Raw genomic sequence first — 18,637 nt, forward strand, 5'->3', positions numbered from 1 at the left:
TGTCGGGAATACCGGTGGAGCCGCGCAAGGCTGCGCGCCGACGATGACCCGATACGGCTTGGTCAATGCGCCGGTACGGAGCGGCCACAGGGTGGAAAATCCGCGGAACCGGGCGGTTTTCACCGGCCGACCGGCCTTGCAACCGGGGTGGAGCGGAAGTAAGGTCCCGCCTCGCGCCTTCCACCCGGAGGGGCAGGCGTCGCACGACGTCTCCGCCACACCGTCACCATAGCCCTGAGGGGGCCCGCCGCCATGTCGATTATCGCGTCCCGTCTCTCGCGCATCAAGCCGTCGCCGACCATCGCCGTGACCAACAAAGCCCGCGAACTTAAAGCGGCCGGTCGCGACGTGATCGGCCTGGGCGCCGGCGAGCCGGACTTCGACACCCCCGACAACATCAAGGCCGCCGCCATCAAGGCGATCGAGGCCGGTGACACCAAATACACCGCGGTGGACGGCACGCCGGCCCTGAAGAAGGCGATCTGCGCCAAGTTCGAGCGCGAGAACGGCCTGAAATACACGCCGGAGCAGATCACCGTCGGCGTCGGCGGCAAGCAGGTTCTGTACAACGCCCTGATGGCGACGCTGAACCAGGGCGACGAGGTCATCATCCCGGCCCCCTACTGGGTCAGCTATCCCGACATGGTGGAGCTGGCGGAAGGCACGCCGGTCTTCGTCTCCTGCCCGGCCGAGCAGGGCTTCAAGCTGCAGCCCGCCGACCTGGAGAAGGCGATCACGCCGAAGACCAAGTGGCTGATCCTGAACTCGCCGTCGAACCCCTCGGGCGCCGCCTACACCCGCGCCGAGATGAAGGCGCTGACCGACGTGCTGGTCAAGCACCCGCATGTCTGGGTCATGACCGACGACATGTACGAACACCTGCTGTATGACGGCCTGGAGTTCGTCACCCCGGCCCAGGTCGAGCCGTCGCTGTACGACCGCACCCTGACCGTCAACGGCGTGTCGAAGTCCTACGCGATGACCGGCTGGCGCATCGGCTATGCCGGCGGCCCGAAGGATCTCATCAAGGCCATCGGCGTCATCCAGAGCCAGTCGACCTCCAACCCGACCTCCATCGCCCAGGCCGCCGCCGTCGAGGCGCTGAACGGTCCGCAGGACTTCATCAAGGAGCGTGGCGAGGCCTTCCGCCAGCGCCGCGATCTGGTGGTGTCGATGCTGAACCAGGCCACCGGCATCAGCTGCCCGAAGCCGGAAGGCGCCTTCTACGTCTATCCGTCCTGCGCCGGCACTATCGGCAAGACGACCCCGGACGGCAAGGTGATCGAGACCGACGAGGATTTCGTAACCTATCTGCTGGAGTCGGAAGGCGTCGCCGTCGTCCAGGGGTCGGCCTTCGGCCTCGCCCCGCACTTCCGCATCTCCTACGCGACCTCGACGGAAGCGCTGGAAGAGGCGTGCAAGCGCATCCAGCGCGCCTGCGGCAACCTGCGCTGACCGCACCGCCGCGGTGAGTGAGTAAGGAAAGGGCCGGCGCCGTGAGGCGCCGGCCCTTTTCGTTTTGGTGGGCGGAAGCGAGGGCCACCCTTACCGTCATGCCGCCGGGTGCGGTCACGGCGTCCTTAGCCTAAAGAGAAGCTGCAATGCTCCGTTCTTCGCTCTATGTGGGAAAGAGCAATCCTGGTGCGTCGAAGAATGGGAAGGAACGGAATGGCTCTGGTCCCCTGCGCTGCGTGCGGGCACAAGATTTCCGCTGAAGCGCCGACTTGCCCATCCTGCGGGCACCCCGGTGCAAATGCACCTGGGGGTGGGCGTGACGGAGTGGCACGGATCGCCGGTACGGTCGCCGGCTCCTACATCTCGGCGCAGATGCTCGCCAGCATCATCGTCGGTTCGGTCTCCATCCTCAGCTTTGCCGGCATCATGATCGCCTTGATTTTGAAGGGCTGAGACTTCGAGAGGCTGAGACTTGGCCTTCCGATATCTGGCAGGGTTCTCGCGTTCCGATCGACGGTTCAGTCCCCTTCACCGCCCGATGCCGGAGCGGTGAAGGGGACAGGCTTTCACTGCACCGCCAGCATGTCCTTGCGGATTTCCACCGCGCGGTCGGCGGCCTTGCCGACCACCTCCTGCAGGCGTTCGAACTCTGCGCTGTAGCTGCCGACGCCGAAGGTCAGCGACCGCAGTTCCACGATCAAATCCTGCATGTCGGCCTGCGGCATGCACGCCTTCACCTCGTCCCAGCCGGGCCAGCCCGGCCGTGTGTCGAAGCCCAGCAGCTGGCCGCGCCGGCCGCTGACCAGACGCTGCACCTTGGGCGTGAAGGCGCTGGGCACCGCGATGGTGACGGTCAGGATCGGCTCCAGCAGCACCGGCTCGCAGGCCGGCAGGGCTTCGGCCATCGCCTGCCGCGCCACCGTCTTGAAGGCCATGTCGGAACTGTCGACGGCGTGGAACTGGCCGCCGGTCAGCCGCACGGCGAAGTCGACCACCGGGAAGCCCAGGGGGCCGCGGACCGCCGCCTCGCGCACGCCGGCCTCCACCGCCGGGATGTACTGGCGCGGCACGGCGCCGCCGACCACCGCATCCTCGAACTGGATGCCCGATCCGCGCGGCAGCGGCCTGATTTCCACATGGATGTCGGCGAACTGGCCGTGGCCGCCGGTCTGGCGCTTGAAGCGGGCGTGGTGGCCGGTGCTCTTGCGGATCGTCTCCTTGTAGGGAACCTGCGGCGGCTGGCCCTTCACCGCGACGTTGAAGCGGCTGCGCAGCCGGTCCATCGCCAGCTTCAGATGCACGTCGCCCTGGCCCCACAGCACCAGCTCCCCGGTTTCAGGCGACTGGTCGAGCGTCAGGGACGGGTCCTCCTCCCGGAGCTTCTGCAGGGCGGCGGACAGCTTCACCTCGTCATTGCGGTTCTCGGCGCGCAACGCCAGCCCATGCACCGGCGGGACGGCGGCCGGCCAGTCGGCGGGCGGGCCGAGATTGGCCTTCTCGGTCAGGCGGTCGCCGGTCGCCGCCTTCTCCAGCCGGCCGAGCGCCACGAGATCGCCCGCCGCCGCCTGCGGCACCTTGGTCTGGTCGCGGCCGAACAGCTGGAAGATGCCGGACACCCGTTCCCCGCCCAACGTCATGCCGTCGGTGACGGTGCCGCGCCAGATGCGGGCGAGGCTGAGCTTTCCGGCATGGGAGCCCATCATCGTCTTGACCACCTGGGCTGTCGCCGTCGTATCCGACGGGACATCGAGGCGGGCGGCGGTGACGCCGACCTCCGGCCCGTCGTGGCGCAGGGCCTTCAGCAAGCGGCGGATACCGTTGTCGTTCTCCGCCGACCCGAAGAAGACCGGGACGATTAGGTCGTCGGCCAACTCATGCGCCAGCGTCTGGTACAGCTCCGCGCTGTCGGGGGCCATGTCCTCCAGCAGTTTTTCCAGCAGGGCGTCGTCGAAGTCGGCGGCCGATTCCAGCATCGCCTGCCGCGCCTCGGCTTCCCAGTCGCGGACGCTGTCGGGCAGGGCCACCAGATCGGACGGCTTGTGCGGGTTGAAGCGCCAGGCGCGTTCGCTGACCAGATCGACCAGCCCGGTGATCTGGCCGTTCTCGCGCAACGGCACCTCGCGCAGGACCAGCTTGCGGGTCGAGACCTCCTGATAGGCGGCGACGACGTCGCGCACCCGCAGGTCGCCCAGCGTGTCGATCTTGTTGATGAACAGCAGATGCGGGATGCGGTGGTCGTCCAGCACCTTGAACAGCGGGGCCAGCAGGACCGCCTTTTCCGGCGCCGCCTCCGCCACCACGATGGCGATGTCGGCGGCCATCAGCGCCGCCTGCGCCTCGCCCGCCAGTTCCACCGAGCCGGGGCAGTCCAGGATCGACCAGCGTTCCCCCAGGTAATCGAAGGAGGCGACGTTCAGCTCGGTGCTCATCGACCGTGCCTTCGCCTCCGGCGACGTGTCGCCCACGGCGTTGCCGTCCCGCACGCTGCCCTTGCGGGTGACGGCCCCCGCCGCGAACAGGAGGCTTTCGAGCAGCGTCGTCTTGCCGGCGAGATAGGGGCCGACCAGCGCCGCGCAGCGCGCCGTCCGGATTTGCGTATGCGGCATTCACACCTCCCGTGGAAGCTTCGGGCCGTCCTGGCCGGGCCGCGCCGGGGATGGGGCGCTGGTGCCGGCCGCCGTGGCGGCCCGTTCGCGTGTGGCTCTAGACAGGCACATCCGGGTGGGGCGACGGGCGGCGGCGGACGGGTGCGGCGATGGCGCATCAGGTCCGGGGCCGGCGGAACGCCCGCATCGGACTTTCGATGCTCCACCGGAACGGCGCGGCTGTCGATGGAAAAAAGGGGCGGCAAACCGTCACGCAGCCGCTGTCTGCACCGGGGATTCGACAGCGCAGGCATGGCAGGGGAGGGTGCGTTCAATGCGTCGATAGGCCGCATCGGTGTGCGGCAGCCATGCCAACTCCGGTGCCGATCGGCGGCCTGCGCGGCTAAGGCGTTCAAATTAAATAGAATACGTCTCAAAGATGTGTGCGGCGGAGAGTTCGCCGCAATATTGCTATGGTGCAATGCGATATGACCGCGACGAAATGGGGCGGACAAATGCATGAAACCTTCTGCTAGTAGCTTGATCCGAAAATGGCTGCGCGCAAAAGCGACGACGGCCGGACAACAATCGACGGGCCGCCCGGCGTCCGCCGGCAGGCCTCCAGTCCTTGGGGAACATGCATATGCGCCTGTGGTTTCGTTTGCTGGTTGCCGGCCTGATCGCCGCCGGTACTGCCGTTTCCGCCCCGCTGTCCACCCCCGCCGCGGCACAGGCGGCCAAGCCGACGCAGGAGGATGCGAAGTCCATCACCCTGAAGGCGGCAGACCTGATCGCCGCCCAGGGACTGGACGAGGCCACCAAGGCCTTCAACGCCGACGGTCCGTTCAAGTACGGCGAGATCTACGTCAACGTCATCGACTTCGCCGGGGTGTGGAAGGTCTATCCGCCGCGTCCGGCCGGCGTCGGGCAGAGCGTCATCAACGTCAAGGACCCGGATGGCCGCTACATCGTCCAGGACGTGCTGGCCGTCGCCAAGGACAAGGGCGAGGGCTGGGTCGAGTACCGCTGGCTGAATCCCGCCAGCAACAAGATCGAGCCGAAGATCACCTACGTGAAGCGCGTGCCCGGCCAGGAACTGGTCGCCTATGTCGGCATCTACAAGTGACGACGGCAAATGACGGCCGCCGCGTGACGCGGTGACCGTCCGGCGACGCTGATGGGGGAATGAGGATGAGCGGCGGTGTCTTTGCGCGTCTGTCGGGCCTGTCGGTGGCGGGCCGGGTGTTCGCTGCGCCCCTGATGGGGATCGTCCTGACGGTGGCGGCTCTGGTCCTGGCCGACCGCGAGTCGGAACAGGCGCTGACCGCCGTGGACGGCATCCACAGCGTGGCGGCGGAGCGGCTGGGCCGTATCGACCGGCTGGTCGCCATCGCCCATGTCATCCACAGCGACGTGTCGCGGCATCTGGCCCTGTCCGGGTCGGGCATCGAGGAGGCGAAGCTCCAGGCCATGCGCGATGCCATCGCCGCCAACCTGGGCAAGGCGCGCACCGCGATCGCGGAACTGCGCGCCCTGCCGCTGACCGAGGCGGAGCGCGCGATGCTGGACGAGGTGTCGGTCCGGCTCGGCGCCTATGCCAAGGCGGTGGACGAGATGAACCAGATGGCGGCCATCGACCGCCTGATCGGCATCCCGATGATGGCCCACACCGACACCCAGTTCGCGGCCCTGACCGCAAAGGTGATGGAGACTCAGGCCGCCATCGGCCGGTCCACCGCCGCCGCCACCCAGGCCACCCGCGACGCCACCGCCGCGGCGCGGCGCGACTTCGCGCTGGTGATGGGCGGGCTGCTGCTGGCGATGATGGCAGCGGGGCTGCTGCTCGCCCGCTCCATCACAAGGCCGTTGCAGCAACTGTCGCGCACCACCACGGATCTCGCCGCCGGCAAGCTGGACGGCGAGGTCGAGGGCGGCTGGATGCGCAACGAGATCGGCGCCATGGCCCGCGCGCTGGAGGTATTCCAGACCAACGCCCGCGAGGTGGAGCGGTTGACCGCCGACCAGCAGCGCCAGAAGGCGGAGGCCGAGGCGGAGAAGCATCGCGCCATCCGGGAACTGGCCGACCTGTTCGAGGCCCGCGTGTCCGAGGTGGTCCAGCAGGTGGGGGCCGGCGCCCATCAGGTGCGCAGCAATGCCGCCGGCATGCTGGAGCGCGCCGACAGCGCCAACCGGCAGGCCGCCACCGTCGCCGCCGCCAGCGCCCAGGCAGGCTCCAGCGTCCAGACCGCCGCCGCCGCGACGGAGGAGATGTCGGCCTCCATCGCCGAGATCGGCGCACAGGTCCGCCGCTCCTTCGACATGGTGCGCGGCGCCGTGCGGGCGGTCGAGGAGACCAACGGCCATGTCGTCGGCCTGTCCGACGCCGCCCACCGTATCGGCGAGATCGTCGGCCTGATCAACTCCATCGCGGCGCAGACGAACCTGCTGGCGCTGAACGCGACCATCGAGGCGGCGCGGGCGGGGGAGGCCGGCAAGGGATTCGCAGTGGTGGCGAGCGAGGTGAAGAACCTCGCCAACCAGACGGCGAAGGCCACCGAGGACATCGGCACCCAGATCGCCGCCATGCAGCAGGTGACCGGCGCCGCCGTCGCCGCCATCCGGGGGGTGGGCGAGACGGTGGTCGGCATCGACGAGATCGTCGGTTCCATCGCCGGCGCCATGGAACAGCAGGCCGCCGCCACCGGGGAAATCACCCGCAACGTGCAGGAGGCGGCCGCCGGCACCTCCGAGGTGTCCCGCACCATCGCCACCGTCTCCGCCAGCGCCGGCGAGACCGGCAGCGCCGCCGGCGAGGTCCTGCGCGCGGCGGAGCTGCTCGACGGGCAGGCGGTGACGCTGAGCCGCGAAGTGAAGCACTTCATCGGGCGGCTGCGGGCAGGGTGAGGAGGGCGCCGGTCCTGCCACTCTCCTTTCGTTGGTCTGCCTTGTCTTCCGCGAGGGTTGCCCGCGAAGTTTGGTCGCATCAGCCTTGAAACCATTCGCCCGCGCCCAAGCTGATGTCCCGGACGGCGGGTTGGGGGCCGGTGACGGCCGTGCCAACGCCGGGGTATGATGCAGGACCCAACAAGAAGGATCGAAAGATGAAGATCGACATCGGGATCTCGGACGCAGACCGCAAATCCATCGCCGAAGGGCTGAACAAGGTTCTGGCCGACACCTTCGCGCTCTACATCAAGACCCATTCGTTCCACTGGAACGTCACCGGGCCGATGTTCAACACGCTCCACACCATGTTCATGACGCAGTACACGGAGCTGTGGACCGCGCTGGACGAGATCGCGGAGCGCATCCGCGCGCTGGGCTATCCGGCGCCGGGCAGCTTCTCGCAGTTCGCGGAACTGGCCTCGATCAAGGAGGAAGTGGGCGTTCCGAAGGCGAACGACATGATCCGACAGCTGGTCGAAGGCCACGAGGCCGCCGCCCGCACCATTCGCAGCGTCTTCCCGGCGGCCGAGCAGGGCAGCGACGAGCCGACCGCCGACCTGCTGACCCAGCGCCTGCAGATCCACGACAAGACCGCCTGGATGCTGCGCAGCATGCTGGAGTAGCCGCTCCATTTCGAATGCCCCTCTCCCGCAAGGGGAGAGGGGCTTTGACTGCATGAGTCATAAAGGGCCTCCCCGTCGGATGGATGGGGAGGCCCTTTCCGTTCGGGCTCCGGCCGCTTCCCGCCTTACGCCGCGTTCCTGGCCTGCTGGCGGACCGGCAGGTTGGGGATGGTCAGGGTGAAGATGGTGCCGCCGTCGCGCTCGATCTTCAGCGTGGCGCCGGCCTGATGCGACAGGGCCTGCACCAGGTTCAGGCCCAGCCCGCTGCCGGCTCCGCCGCGGCTCGGCCGCTTGTGCTGGCTCGGCATGCCGGCGGGCAGGCCGACGCCGTTGTCGCGCACGATCAGCCGCATTCCGTTCTCCTCGCGCTCCAGCATCACGCGCACGGTGCCGGGATGGCCGTGCGGGAAGGCGTGCAGCAGCGCGTTCGACACCAGTTCGCTGGTGGCGATGGCCAGCGGCGTGGCGCGGTCGGCATCGACGATCCAATCCTCCGTCTCCAGTTCCAGCCGGGCGGCGGTCGGATTGTCGGAACGCACCAGCCCGTCGCACATCTGGCGCAGCGCTTCGGCGAAGTTGATGTGGGCCGGCTCGTCGGACCGGTGGAGCAGCTCGTGCAGCAGGCTCATGGTCTGGATGCGGCGCAGGCTCTCGTCGAAGCCGCGGCGGGCCTGCTCGTCGATGCGGGCCGCCTGCAGGCGCAGCAGGCTGCAGATGACCTGAAGGTTGTTCTTCACCCGGTGCTGGACCTCCTTCAGCAGCACCTCCTTGTCGGTCACCGCGGCTTCCAGCTGGGCATTGGCGCGCTCCAGCTGGGCGGTGCGCTGGTGGACATGCTCCTCCAGCGTGTCGTAGGCGTGCTGAAGGGCGTCCTCCGCCTCGCGTTCGCGCCGGGCCCGCTGGATGGCGAGCGCGCCGATCACCGCCACGGTGGCGCAGGCCGCCGCGGCGAAGGCGGCGTAGATCCAAAGCCGCTCCGTCCAGCGTTGCAGAACACTGCCGGTGGCGATGGTCACCACCGCCGACAGGCCGGTGTCGCCGATCGGGCGCGTCACGGTGATGTCATCGGCGTGGCTTGCCGTATCGTCGTCGCCTTTGCGCCCGCCCATGGTGCCGCCGCCCTCCGGCTCGCGCAGCAGCGGCGTGCCGTCCCGCTTAAGGATGGAGATGCTGTGGCCATAGCCGACGTCGAGCGCGCGGTAGACGTCGCGGAAGGCCCGGGCATCCAGACCGGCGACCGCCCAGCCGCGCGGCGTGTTGCCAGGAAGCGGCTGCGCCAGCGTGACCACTGCCCGGCCGCCCATCCGGCCGTCGCCGATGGCCCGGCCATCGGGCCTCAACGCCGGTGCGGCGGTGGGCGGCGCATCCGGCAGGCTGGACAGGCGCAGGGCGCCGGACGCGTCGCGGATCTCCAGCCCCACCATGTGGGGGGCGCTGGCCGCCAGCAGGGCCATGCGGTCGCGGGTCGCCTGATCGTCGGGCAGCGGTGTACCGGCCGCGCCGGCCAGGGTCGCCGTCTGGGTCAGCAGCAGGTCGCCCGACTCGATCAGCCGGGCGGCATGTTCCGCCGCCAGAAGCCCGATGTTGCCGGCGACCCCGGTCGCCTGCTGCACCGCCTCGTTGCGGTCGCGCCAGGCGAAGACGGCCGACAGCCCGACGGTCAGCAGAACGGCCGCCGTGCAGGCGATCAGGACCAGCGCCGAACCGGGCAGCCGGTAGAGCGGGGAGGATTGGGAACGCAGCGCGCGCAACGGCATCGTATCGGAAACCATGTGGGGGTGCGGCCATTCATGCTTGGCCGGAAACGGTAACACCGCCCGGCGGGTGACTGTTCCGCCGAACGCTACCCGTGTTGAAGCGGCAGCGGCCACCACCTATTGTGAGGTGCCGACAAAGTCATCCTGCTTTGTCAGGTGTAATGGCGGGTAGCTGGAGGATGGTGTTATGCGAATCGACGGGACGGCCTATCGCACCATCTGGCCGGAAGGCGGGGGAACCGTCGCCATCATCGACCAGACCCGGTTGCCGCATGACTTCGCCGTCGTCCGCCTGACCAGCCTGGAGGAGGCCGCCCACGCCATCCGCGCCATGCTGGTGCGCGGCGCCCCGCTGATCGGCGCCGCCGCGGCCTATGGCGTGGCGCTGGCCCTGCGCGCGGATGCGAGCGACCGGGGGCTGGAGCGCGCCTGCGCGATCTTGCTGGCGACCCGGCCGACCGCCGTCAACCTGCGCTGGGCGCTGGAGCGCATGCGCGGCCTGCTGGAGCCTCTCCCCGAGTCGCAGCGCGTCGATGCGGCCGAGGCGGAAGCGGCGGCCATCGCCGACGAGGATGTCGAGATCAACCGCGCCATCGGCCTGCATGGCGCAGCATTGATCCGGGCCAAGGCGGAGCGCAAAACACCGGGAGAGCCGGTCAACGTGCTGACCCACTGCAATGCCGGCTGGCTCGCCACGGTCGATTGGGGCACGGCGCTGGCCCCGGTCTATGCCGCCTTCGAGCAGGGCATCCCGCTGCATGTCTGGGTGGACGAGACGCGCCCGCGCAACCAGGGCGCCAGCCTGACCGCCTGGGAGTTGAAGCATCACGGCGTTTCCCACACCGTCATCGCCGACAATGTCGGCGGCCATCTGATGCAGCACGGCAAGGTCGACCTGTGCATCGTCGGCACCGACCGCACTACGGCGACCGGCGACGTCTGCAACAAGATCGGCACCTATCTGAAGGCGCTGGCGGCCCACGACAACGGCGTGCCCTTCTATGTCGGACTGCCGTCACCGACCATCGACTGGACCATCGCCGACGGCGTGCGGGAGATTCCCATCGAGGAGCGCGACGGCCGCGAGGTCAGCGAACTGACCGGCCGCACCGCCGACGGCCGGATCGAGACGGTGCGCGTCACCCCCGACGGCAGTCCGGTCGCCAATTACGCCTTCGACGTGACGCCGGCCCGGCTGGTGACCGGCCTGATCACCGAACGCGGCGTCTGCGCCCCGTCGCGCGACGGGCTGCTCGGGCTGTTTCCGGAGCGGGCGTAGGCCGGACAGGGGGAGGGCGAAGCGTCAGCGGCGGTCGGAGAGCAGCCGCCGCCACAGCGGCTGCGGCGTGTCTTCCGCATTCTTGGCATCGAGCCACTGGTCCGCCAACTCGCGGACCTGCCAGTCGCCGAGGAAACGCTCGCAGTCGATGGCGGTATAAAGGCGCACGCGCTTTTTCCCCAGCCGTTCGAAATAATCCAGCGTTCTTTGGCGGTCGATGTCTTCCATGGGCCTCAATGAAACGGAGATTGTGGACAGTCCACACCAGATGTTTGTCCGCACTCCGGATATTGGAAGAAGCCCCCTGCCCGTGCAACTGTCCCTTCGTCGCGGTTCCATCCCCCGGAAGGGGTGGAGCCCGTCCCTCTATCGGGAGTCGGCGTCGAGGCGTCCGGTATGGACCACGACGTCCGACAGCGGAATGCCGGCCTGGACCGCCGCCCGCTCCAGAGACTGGCGGTCGGGCCAATAGAGGCGGCCGCCGACCTCCGTCAGCACACCCTGCCGCTTGATCACCCACAGGCCGCTGAACGCCATCTCGATGATCCGGCCCATTGGACTGGAGTGGGCGGAGGATTGGTTCCGGTCGGGTGGGCGGCCGTTGTCGTGGTGTCTGTCGTTGAACGTCATCTCTGCTCTTCCCTGTGCCGGCCTTTCTTTGCGTGGCTTCGACATGCCCGCGCAAGGAGCCGATCTCTGTCTCCCCATGAGCACGATGCTTCAAAGGGAAAGCAATGTCCTAACCAAGTCGCGCCGAAATTTCATTCGGAAAGTTGTAATTATTTGTTGTCGAACGGAAACAATTCAAATGGTCTTACCACATTCTTTGGTAACCATATTGAAAACAGGGAAAAAGATCGTTTTGGCTCCGGGAAGTCTTGCCGTCCATTCCCCGTCGTCTTCGCAGATCATTCTTACGCGAACGAAGTAGGTTTTATCGAACGGGTGGCTTCGTTACCTCGAAATGGTCACAGCACCGCCCGGCGCCGCTCACCAAACATAAGCATGGCCGCAGAGGGGCCTGGGAAGGGCACCCGACGGCCACGCCTGTGTTTGAAGGAATAGAGCGATGAAGACGACCATGCGGACATTCACCACCAGGGCCACTACCAGGGCCGCCACCGGGGCGATGGCGCTGCTGATCGGTGCGACTCTGCTCGGCGGCTGTTCGAACCTGAACCACCGCGAGAACCGTGCCCTGACGGGCGGAGCGATCGGTGCCGCCGGTGGTGCCGCCATCGGTGCGGTCACCGGCGGCAGCGCGGTCTATGGCGGACTGCTGGGCGGTGCCGCCGGCGCTGCTGTCGGCGCCCTGACCGCGGAGGACGGGAAAAAGCATCGCCGCTGAGGCATCGGCGGCGAGCGGCCGAGGGCGCGGCACTGCCGCCCCCTTGAGCGCCCTTTGGGCCGCCCCCTTGGCCACCCGGTTGGCCGCTCACTCGTCCTCGTCGTCCTCGAACTGGTCGAGGCTCAGCGACCGGACCTCGGTGCTGGGGTTGGGAGCAGGCGGGGCGGCGGGCGGCATGCCGGCCGGCCGTGGCGCGGCCGGCCGGGCGACGCTGCGGCCGGCGGGCATATGGGCGTTGGGGCCCTTCAGCGGGCTGTTCAGCGTGCCGCGCGGGCCGATGCTGGGCTCGTCGCCGAAGTCGGGCAGCGGCGGGATACGGTCCATCACGCGGCGGATCAGGGCGGCGATGCGGTCGGTCTCGGCACGCAGGGCCTGCCCGCGCTCCCCCTCATAGAGCGGATCGTCGAGGAACTTGCGGATTTCCAGGACGCCGCGCAGTTCCACCCCGCACATCTCGTGAGTGCCGATGGGCAGGGCCTTCACCCGGGCGAAGCTGGAGAAGAAGCCGGCGCTGCCCTCCACGAACTGGACCACCATGCGGGCGTGCAGACGTTCCAGCGCGGTGGTCATGGGATCGATCAGATCCTCCATCTCCTCCGGCGCGGCGTCCAGCCGTTCCTGTGTCAGCGCCGCCAGCGCGAAGAAGTCGCGCACCCGCCGGCTGAAGCGGCGGTAACGGGCCAGCCCGCCGACCGACACCCGCTCGCGCGCCGTCTGGGCCAGCTCCGCCGACTGCTTCAGCATGGCGTCGAGCCGCATCAGCAGCGTCGCGATTTCGCGCTGGCGCTGGGCGGCGCTGCGGCCGGGCGTGGGTGCCGGCGGGGCGGCCGGACGGCGGGGTGGGTTGGAACGCATCATGCCGGTACGGGGTGGCTCCTCTGCTGTCCGCGACCCTGCACCGGGCCTCTGCCGGTCAGGCCCTAGCGCTGGGTGCGGACGGTCACCGACTTTTGCCCGCCGTTGCGCACCACCGTCAACTGCACCGGCGTGCCGACGCGCAGAAGACCGATGCGATTGCGGAAATCGGTGGCGCTGCGGATGGCGCGGCCGTCGACCGCCACCACCACGTCGCCGCTGCGCAGGCCGCCGCTGTCGGCGGGCGATCCGCGTTCGATCTTGGCGATCAGCGCGCCCTCATCGCCCTTCAGGTTCAGGCTTTCCGCCAGATCGGGCGTCAGGTCCTGGATGGCGACGCCCAGCCGGCCGCGCCGCACCTCGCCATATTCGCGCAGCTGCTCCATCACCGAACGGACGATGGTGACCGGAACGGCGAAGCCGATGCCGACCGATCCGCCGGCCGGACCGATGATGGCGGTGTTGATGCCGATCAGCTCGCCCTGGAAATTGACCAGCGCGCCGCCGGAGTTGCCGGGGTTGATCGAGGCGTCGGTCTGGATGAAATCCTCGTACCCCTCGATCTTCAGCCCGCTGCGGCCGAGCGCCGAGACGATGCCGGAGGTCACGGTCTGGCCCAGCCCGAACGGGTTGCCGATGGCGACGACGAAATCGCCGACCTTGGCGCGGTCCGAGTCGCCGAGCGGCAGGGCGGTCAGGCTCTCCGCCTTGATCTGCAGCAGCGCGATGTCGGTGGCGGCGTCGCGGCCGATCAGCTTGGCGCGCAGGCGGCGGCGGTCCTTCAGCGTGACGGCGATCTCCTGCGCGTTCTCCACCACATGGCTGTTGGTGACGACATAGCCGTTGGCGGCGTCGACGATCACACCGGACCCGGCGCTGACCTGCGGGCGGCCCTGCGGCATTTGGTCCGGCAGGTTGAAGAAGCGGCGGAAGAAGGGGTCGCGCAGCAGCGGGTTTTCCGCCTGGGGCGCCTGGCTCAGCACCGAGATGTTCACCACCGCCGGGGTCACCTGCTCCAGCATCGGGGCGATGGTGCCGCCGCCGACCGCACCCAGCGGCAGCGCCGCCGCGGCGGGCGAAGCGCCCAGCCCGACCGCGGACCCGGCCCGGCCCAGCGCCGAATCGGCCGGTGCGACCAGCGCGCCGCCGGCCAGCGCAGCCATCCCGACCGCAGCCGCAAACACCACCGGACGCACCACCGCTTTCATGGCTTCTTCCTTTCTTGGAGGGGAATTTTTGTCAAAGACCGTCATCGACCGGGCTGATTTGGGACAAAAGGGAAGGGGGTTCAAGCCTGTCCGTCCCATGGCGCCGCCGACGCCCGCCAGCACTCCGATCCGTTCGGAAGAATGATAGCGTGGCGGCGGCGGAAACTCCCGGTAAAGAAATTGGGTGGTATAGGACAGGGCTGGCGCAGCCCCCGGCATGGCGGGGAGGCGTGGCTGCTGGAAAACGGGTTGAGCGCGATGAGCGGCGGGTCACTGCTCGAACTGACCGAGCAAGAGTATCTGCAGATGGAGGAGGCCCTGTCGCAGACGGCGCGGGGCCGCGCCTTCCTGCGCATGCGCGACCGGCGTAGCCGCGTCGTCGCCTCCGACGATTTCCACCGGCTGGTCGGCAAGCTGGAAACCCAGGTCGACCGGCTGAGCGGCGCCTCTCCCAGCGCCTTCACCGCCTTTGCGCCGGGCGAGGATCCGCGCATCCAGCAGGAACTGACCGCCATCACCCAGGTGGTGCGCGAGGCGCGCAGCGACATCGCGGCGCTGAAGGCCACCGACACCGGATCCAATCGGATCGAGGCGGCGACCGGCGAGTTGGACGAGATCGTCGCCGCCACCGAACGCGCCACCACCGACATCCTGAACGCGACGGAGAAGATCCAGGAAATCACCATGTCGATGCCGCGCGACGACGACGATCTGGCCGAGCGGATCGACGCGATCGAGGCGTGGTGCATCGAGATCATGACCGCCTGTTCCTTCCAGGACATCACCGGCCAGCGCACCACCAAGGTCGTCAACACGCTGCGCTACATCGAAGAGCGCGTGAACACGATGATCGAGATCTGGGGCGTCGAGCGGCTGGCCGTCGCCCCGGAGCAGCACCATGGCGAGGTCGCCTCGCACCGCAAGATGGGCGACACCCGCCCCGACGCCCATCTGCTGAACGGGCCGCAGCTGGGCGGACCGGAGGTCAGCCAGGATGCCATCGACGCGCTGTTCGCCAGCGTGCCCGAGGTGGCGGAACGGGCGGAACCGCTGCCGGCCGACGTGGCGCCCTCTCCGCCGCCTCCGCCTCCCCCGCCATCCCCTGTCGCGAAGCCGGCCCCGCCCCCGCCCCCGCCTCCCGCCGATCCCGGCGGCGGCGATGGCGGCGGTGCGATCTCCCAGGCCGACATCGACGCCCTGTTCGCGTGACCGGCCATGGCGCAAGACGGCAAATCCCGCATCCGCCTGACCCAGGACCAGCTCGACCGCGTGTGCGAGCGCCATGTCCGATTCGCCGAAGGGCGCCCGAACGGCGCCCGCGCCAACCTTCCCTTCTTCGACCTGTCCGGCCTGTCGCTGGCCGGCCGCAACCTGACCGGCGCGCATCTTGCCGGCGCCATCCTGCGCGACGCCGACCTGCGCGGGACGGTGCTGGACCATGCCGATCTCTATGGCGCCGACCTGCGCGGGGCCGATTTGTCGGAAGCGCGGCTGTTCCGCACCGACATGCGCGGCGCCAACGTGCGCGGTGCCAAGCTGGACGGCGCCACCATGGTGGAGGTCGACCTGCGCGACGGCAGCATGGTCAACCGCAACAGCGCCGGCGAGTTGAAGGTGGTGGGGTTCGACCCCGGCCCGGCCGACATGGCGTCCGCCCGGCTGACCAACGCCGACATGGCGCGGGCCAAGCTGTCGGGCAGCTTCGCGCGGGCCGCCGACTTCACCAACACCCGGCTGGCCGGCGCCCGGCTGGACCGCACCGACCTGCGCGACGCCAATTTCTCCGGCGCCGACCTGCGCGGGGCGGACCTCAACGGCTCCGACCTGCGCGGCGCCATCCTGGACGGGGCCAGCCTGGACGACGGCGGGCTGGAGCAGGCGATCCGCACCGACGAGCAGGCCCATGCCGCCCGGCAGGCGCAGCCGCAGGCAGCGGCGGCCGAACCGGAACCGGAAGAGTCTGCCGCCGCCGAACTTCCGGCCTTGCCGGCCGAACAGCTGGACGGCATGCTGCGCCAGCACATGATCTGGCTGGGCACCAGCGGCAAGCAGGGATGCCAGCTCGACCTGACCGGGTTGAACCTGGAGGGGGCCGACCTGACGGGCAAGATCCTGACCCTGGCCAAGGGCACCGGCGCCCGGCTGCGCCATGCCCGGCTGAACGGCGCCCAGTTGCAGGCGGCCCAGTTCGACGGCGCCGATCTGCGCTCCGCCGACCTGCGGTCCGCCGACCTGCGCGGGGTGAAGCTGGACCGCGCCATCCTGATCGACAGCCGGCTGGACGGCGCCAACCTGGGCATGCTGCTGGTCAGCGCCGGGGCCAAGGTGATGCGGGCCTCGCTGGTGCGGGCGCGGCTGGCCGGCGCCTCGCTGGCCGAGACCAACCTGAAGGGCAGCGACCTGACGCTGGCCGACCTTAGCGGCTGCGACCGCTCGTCGGCGGTGCTGGAGGGCGCCATCCTGGAGGGGACGCGGCTGGGCGGGGCCTGATCCCTTCGGCGGAGCGTTCCGACCGGCGGGATTTCTTTCGCGAAGCCGTTGATCGCTTTCAAATTTCCGTCACGATCCGTACCGGAGATTGCCGCCGCTGCCGCGGACGGCACTGTCCGCAAGAGGCTGCTTCTTCCCTGACCGGGCAGGCGGCGGACTGAAAAAGGGTTGTGCTGTAACGGTTTAGCGCCACGGGTGGGGCTTGACGCCTTGGCAGGCCGGTGGCACGCTGATGCTCAAGCGCGGCGCACCGCGATCATAAGCGCCCGCACCGAATGGGGGAACGTCAACGGTCATGACCAAGTCGGAACTGATCCAGCGGCTGGCGGAACGCAATCCGCATCTCTACCAGCGCGACATCGAGAAGATCGTCGGCACCATCTTCGATGAGATCACGGAAGCGCTGGCGCGCGGCGACCGGGTGGAGTTGCGCGGCTTCGGCGCCTTCTCCATCAAGAAGCGGGACGCGCGCACGGGTCGCAACCCCCGGACCGGAGAATCGGTTGACGTCGGCGAGAAATGCATTCCTTTCTTCAAGACCGGCAAGCAACTCCGGGAACGTCTGAACACGGACTGAGCTCCGGGCCGGCCGTCTCTCCCCGCCGCATTTTTGAGGAACCTTCGCTTTGCGCCATATTTCCTGGATCGTCACCCTGCCGGTGGCCCTCGTCGCGATCCTGTTCGCGATCTCCAACCGCGGCATCGTGACCCTGTCGCTGTGGCCGCTGCCCTTCACGCTCGACACCCCGGTCTATCTGGCCGCGCTGGTGGCGCTGCTGCTGGGCTTTCTGGCCGGCGGCTTCATCGTCTGGAACAGCCAGCGCCGCCACCGCCGCCGTGCCCGGCGCGAGAGCAACCGCGTGCTGTATCTGGAGCGCGAACTGAAGGAGGCGCAGGCCCGCGCCGCCGCCGCCGAGAAGCGGCTGGCCGAGAGCACCCGTCCGGTTTCGGGCCCGCTGCCGGGCTCCAGCGGCGGGTTGCCGGTCCCGGCCGCCGAGAACAGCGCGCCGACGGTGCATTGAGGCCGGCGTAACCGGACGTCGTTTTTCCCCTCTCCCAGCCCGTCTTGATGCGAGGGGGGCGGTGTCGATCGGCGGGAGGAGGTCCCATGCGCACGGTCAGCGCCGCCGAGCTTCGTTCCGTCCTGCACCACCGCATGCTGATCGAACGGCTGCGGCAGAGTTTCCGCGCCGGCGTGGAAGCTCCGCCGCCCCATCGCCACCGGGTGGAGACCTACGGGTCCAACGATGCCACCCTGCTGCTGGCGCCGGCCTGGCAGGTGAACCAGTCGATCGGCTTGCGGATCGACACGGTCTTTCCCGACAATGCCGGCGGCGACCTGCCGCAGACCCAGGGCGTCTATCTGCTGGCCGACGGCAAGACCGGGGTGCCGCAGGCGCTGCTGGACTCCTCCGCGGCGCTCGCCCGGCGCAGCGGTGCCGCGTCCTCGGCGCTCGCCGCCTCCTATCTGGCGCGGCCGGATGCGGAGCGCCTGCTGGTGGTGGGCACCGGCCCCCTCGCCCTGGAACTGGTGGAGGCCCACACCGCCGTGCGGACAATCCGCCATGTGCTGGTCTGGGGCCGCGACCTGCAGAAGGCCAAGCGCCTCGCCGCCCGGTTCCACCGGCCGAAGTTCCGGATCGAGGCGACCGGCGACCTTGAGGGCGCGGTGCGCGGCGCCGATATCGTCGCCTGCGCCACCACGGCGCGCGAGCCGCTGATCCGCGGCGACTGGCTGCGGCCGGGCCAGCATCTGGAGCTGTTGGGCGGGGTGACACCGGAAATGCGCGAGGCCGACGACGGCTGCATCCGCCGCTCCCGCGTCTTCGTCGATTGCCGCGACCGCACACCGGTGGAGGCCGGAGACATCGCCCAACCGCTGGCATCCGGTCTGCTGACCGTGGATGACATCGCCGGCGACCTGTTCGACCTCGGCCGCGGCGAGCGGGCGGGACGGCGCTTCTACGATCAGATCACCCTGTTCAAGTCGGTGGGCACGGCGCTGGCCGACCTCTGCGCCGCACAGATGGCTGTGGAGATGGTGCTGCACAACGATTCGATCCGCTGAGCGGGCAGGACAGGACTGCCCGG

18 protein-coding genes are annotated in these 18,637 nt (G+C 69.1%); 12 read left to right on the forward strand and 6 right to left on the reverse strand.

Going from position 1 to position 18,637, the window contains the following annotated elements; genetic code table 11:
- The first annotated feature begins 252 nt into the window (after window positions 1-252).
- A complete protein-coding gene (locus tag J2Y49_RS01525; RefSeq protein ID WP_310111336.1) occupies window positions 253-1,455 on the forward strand; it encodes an aspartate transaminase in 1,203 nt (400 codons plus the stop codon).
- Window positions 1,456-1,779: 324 nt separating this feature from the next.
- Entirely contained in the window at window positions 1,780-1,908 is a 129-nt protein-coding gene (locus J2Y49_RS01530; RefSeq protein WP_310111339.1) for a hypothetical protein, read from the forward strand.
- Window positions 1,909-2,021: 113 nt separating this feature from the next.
- On the opposite strand, the gene J2Y49_RS01535 is transcribed toward J2Y49_RS01530, so the two are convergent.
- Window positions 2,022-4,061 carry an elongation factor G gene (locus J2Y49_RS01535; RefSeq protein WP_310111341.1) on the reverse strand — a complete coding sequence of 680 codons (2,040 nt, stop codon included), beginning with the start codon at window positions 4,059-4,061 and terminating at the stop codon, window positions 2,022-2,024.
- 622 nt (window positions 4,062-4,683) lie between these two features.
- Here J2Y49_RS01535 and J2Y49_RS01540 point away from each other — a divergent pair.
- The 3 genes from J2Y49_RS01540 (at window position 4,684) to J2Y49_RS01550 (ending at window position 7,609) form a co-directional block, all read left to right on the forward strand.
- Window positions 4,684-5,166, forward strand: coding sequence for a cache domain-containing protein (locus J2Y49_RS01540; RefSeq protein WP_310111345.1), 483 nt, complete (start codon window positions 4,684-4,686; stop codon window positions 5,164-5,166).
- 65 nt (window positions 5,167-5,231) lie between these two features.
- On the forward strand, window positions 5,232-6,944 hold the full coding sequence (locus tag J2Y49_RS01545) for a HAMP domain-containing methyl-accepting chemotaxis protein (protein ID WP_310111350.1): 1,713 nt from the start codon (window positions 5,232-5,234) through the stop codon (window positions 6,942-6,944).
- Between the two features lie 197 nt (window positions 6,945-7,141).
- Window positions 7,142-7,609 (forward strand): Dps family protein, encoded by a 468-nt coding sequence (locus J2Y49_RS01550; RefSeq protein WP_149223921.1) that lies wholly within the window; start codon window positions 7,142-7,144, stop codon window positions 7,607-7,609.
- A 125-nt stretch (window positions 7,610-7,734) separates the two neighbouring features.
- Here the strand turns inward: J2Y49_RS01550 and J2Y49_RS01555 are convergent, their stop codons facing one another.
- The gene (locus J2Y49_RS01555; protein ID WP_310111353.1) at window positions 7,735-9,381 is read right to left on the reverse strand and encodes a sensor histidine kinase; all 1,647 of its coding nucleotides are present in this window, start codon (window positions 9,379-9,381) and stop codon (window positions 7,735-7,737) included.
- A 172-nt stretch (window positions 9,382-9,553) separates the two neighbouring features.
- Between J2Y49_RS01555 and mtnA the strand changes: the two genes are divergently transcribed.
- Window positions 9,554-10,645 (forward strand): S-methyl-5-thioribose-1-phosphate isomerase, encoded by a 1,092-nt coding sequence (gene mtnA / locus J2Y49_RS01560; protein ID WP_310111356.1) that lies wholly within the window; start codon window positions 9,554-9,556, stop codon window positions 10,643-10,645.
- Window positions 10,646-10,669: 24 nt separating this feature from the next.
- On the opposite strand, the gene J2Y49_RS01565 is transcribed toward mtnA, so the two are convergent.
- Together J2Y49_RS01565 and J2Y49_RS01570 are read right to left on the reverse strand one after the other, a co-directional pair.
- Window positions 10,670-10,873, reverse strand: a complete 204-nt coding sequence (locus J2Y49_RS01565; protein ID WP_149223924.1) for a hypothetical protein — start codon at window positions 10,871-10,873, stop codon at window positions 10,670-10,672.
- 138 nt (window positions 10,874-11,011) lie between these two features.
- A complete protein-coding gene (locus J2Y49_RS01570; protein ID WP_310111360.1) occupies window positions 11,012-11,275 on the reverse strand; it encodes a hypothetical protein in 264 nt (87 codons plus the stop codon).
- 439 nt (window positions 11,276-11,714) lie between these two features.
- On the opposite strand from J2Y49_RS01570, the gene J2Y49_RS01575 reads away from it, so the two are divergent.
- The gene (locus J2Y49_RS01575) at window positions 11,715-11,993 is read left to right on the forward strand and encodes a hypothetical protein (protein WP_310111363.1); all 279 of its coding nucleotides are present in this window, start codon (window positions 11,715-11,717) and stop codon (window positions 11,991-11,993) included.
- An 87-nt stretch (window positions 11,994-12,080) separates the two neighbouring features.
- On the opposite strand, the gene J2Y49_RS01580 is transcribed toward J2Y49_RS01575, so the two are convergent.
- A complete protein-coding gene (locus tag J2Y49_RS01580) occupies window positions 12,081-12,851 on the reverse strand; it encodes a hypothetical protein (protein ID WP_149223927.1) in 771 nt (256 codons plus the stop codon).
- A gap of 62 nt (window positions 12,852-12,913) precedes the next feature.
- Window positions 12,914-14,056, reverse strand: coding sequence for a Do family serine endopeptidase (locus J2Y49_RS01585; RefSeq protein ID WP_310111366.1), 1,143 nt, complete (start codon window positions 14,054-14,056; stop codon window positions 12,914-12,916).
- Between the two features lie 258 nt (window positions 14,057-14,314).
- On the opposite strand from J2Y49_RS01585, the gene J2Y49_RS01590 reads away from it, so the two are divergent.
- The 5 genes from J2Y49_RS01590 to J2Y49_RS01610 all read left to right on the forward strand — a co-directional run bounded on the left by J2Y49_RS01590 (window position 14,315) and on the right by J2Y49_RS01610 (window position 18,614).
- Window positions 14,315-15,265 (forward strand): hypothetical protein, encoded by a 951-nt coding sequence (locus J2Y49_RS01590; RefSeq protein WP_310113285.1) that lies wholly within the window; start codon window positions 14,315-14,317, stop codon window positions 15,263-15,265.
- A gap of 6 nt (window positions 15,266-15,271) precedes the next feature.
- Complete coding sequence (locus tag J2Y49_RS01595; protein WP_310111369.1) at window positions 15,272-16,546, forward strand: pentapeptide repeat-containing protein; 1,275 nt, start codon at window positions 15,272-15,274, stop codon at window positions 16,544-16,546.
- Between the two features lie 295 nt (window positions 16,547-16,841).
- A complete protein-coding gene (gene ihfB / locus J2Y49_RS01600; RefSeq protein WP_012972825.1) occupies window positions 16,842-17,123 on the forward strand; it encodes an integration host factor subunit beta in 282 nt (93 codons plus the stop codon).
- Between the two features lie 49 nt (window positions 17,124-17,172).
- On the forward strand, window positions 17,173-17,568 hold the full coding sequence (locus J2Y49_RS01605) for a lipopolysaccharide assembly protein LapA domain-containing protein (protein WP_310111380.1): 396 nt from the start codon (window positions 17,173-17,175) through the stop codon (window positions 17,566-17,568).
- An 86-nt stretch (window positions 17,569-17,654) separates the two neighbouring features.
- Window positions 17,655-18,614 carry an ornithine cyclodeaminase family protein gene (locus J2Y49_RS01610; RefSeq protein WP_310111383.1) on the forward strand — a complete coding sequence of 320 codons (960 nt, stop codon included), beginning with the start codon at window positions 17,655-17,657 and terminating at the stop codon, window positions 18,612-18,614.
- Window positions 18,615-18,637 lie beyond the last annotated feature (23 nt).

Origin of the sequence: Azospirillum sp. BE72 (assembly GCF_031455875.1) — a bacterium.
Taxonomy (GTDB): Bacteria; Pseudomonadota; Alphaproteobacteria; order Azospirillales; family Azospirillaceae; genus Azospirillum.